We start from the raw sequence: 1,329 nt of genomic DNA, 5'->3' as shown, positions 1-1,329 counted from the left end.
GTTCGTTACGATCGGGGTATGACTGCGAGAAGAGAACCGATCAGCCGCCGCGAGCGTCCCGCGAAGCCCGCCCTTTCGCGGCGGTGGATCGTGGACACCGCCGTACGGGTCATGCGCGCCGAGGGACTGGAGAAGGTCACCATGCGCCGCCTGGCCAAAGAGCTGGACACCGGTCCGGCGTCGCTGTACGTCTACGTGGCCAACACCGCCGAACTGCACGCGGCCGTGCTGGACGCCCTGCTGGGCGAGGTCGACCTGACCGGCGGGAGTGCCGAGGACGGCTGGCGCGAGCGGCTCCGCGCCGTACTGGCCTCCTACACCGCCGTACTGTTCGCACACCCTCAACTCGCCCGATCGGCTCTCGTGGCGCGCCCCAGCGGCGAGAATTACCTGCGGCTCGTGGAGCGCGTCCTGGACCTGCTGTCCCGCAGCGGAGCCTCCCGCGAGCAGGTCGCCTGGGGCGTGGACAAGCTGCTCCAGGACGCCACGGCCACGGCCGCCGAGCACTCGACGCAGGAACACGACCCCATGGCCGAGGACGACTGGAACGCCACCACCCGCGCCCTGCAGTCCGTGGACGAGACCACCCATCCGTCCATCAAGGCGTACATGCCCGCCCTGGTCAGCGGCTCGGCCGACGACCGCATGGGCTGGAGCTTCGACGTTCTGGTCAACGGCATCACGCATACACCCGTCCCCGGCACGAAGGGCTGAAATCACCTCACCCGCAGCCCGGGCAGCTCCGCCGTGGGCGCACGTCCCGTGGCCTCGCGAGCAGAGACCGCGACGAACTTGTTCGGAACGAACACGTTCGTTACTGTGAAGGCGTCCGGTCAGCTCGCCTCGCGACCCACCCGTCCCACCGCAGGTCGGCGGGACGGGTGGCGCCGACTTCGAACCCCTTCCCGGGCTGCGCTTCGTGCGCACTCGGTCAGTCATCCGGAGGCCCCCATGAGCACCCATCACCCCATCGCCATCATCGGCGGAGGTCTCGGCGGCCTCACCGCCGCCCGTGTCCTGCATGTCAACGGCATCCAGGCCGCCATCTTCGAACTGGAAGCGTCCGCCGCGGCCCGCACCCAGGGCGGCATGCTCGACATCCACGAGGCGAACGGTCAGAAGGCGCTGCACGCCGCCGGCCTCTACGAGGACTTTCTGAAGATCGTCCACGAGGGCGGTCAGGAGATGCGCCTGGTCGGTCCGGACGCCGCCGTCCACGTCTCCGAGAAGGACGACGGCACCGGCGGCCGCCCGGAGGTGGACCGCGGTGACCTGCGTGACCTGCTGCTGAACTCGCTGCCCGACGGCACGATCCACTGGGGCAGAAAG

At 69.5% G+C, this 1,329-nt stretch carries 2 protein-coding genes; both read left to right on the top strand.

Going from position 1 to position 1,329, the window contains the following annotated elements; genetic code table 11:
• Positions 1–18: 18 nt before the first annotated feature.
• A complete protein-coding gene (locus ACWCPY_RS43300; protein ID WP_451274698.1) occupies positions 19–714 on the top strand; it encodes a TetR/AcrR family transcriptional regulator in 696 nt (231 codons plus the stop codon).
• A gap of 237 nt (positions 715–951) precedes the next feature.
• The coding region (locus ACWCPY_RS43295; RefSeq protein ID WP_451274696.1) for an FAD-dependent monooxygenase at positions 952–1,329 on the top strand (378 nt) is incomplete at its 3' end.

It is taken from the genome of Streptomyces sp. NPDC002403 (genome assembly GCF_053593015.1).
Note: the sequence above shows the minus strand (reverse complement) of the source record. Positions and strands in the feature narration are given on the sequence as shown.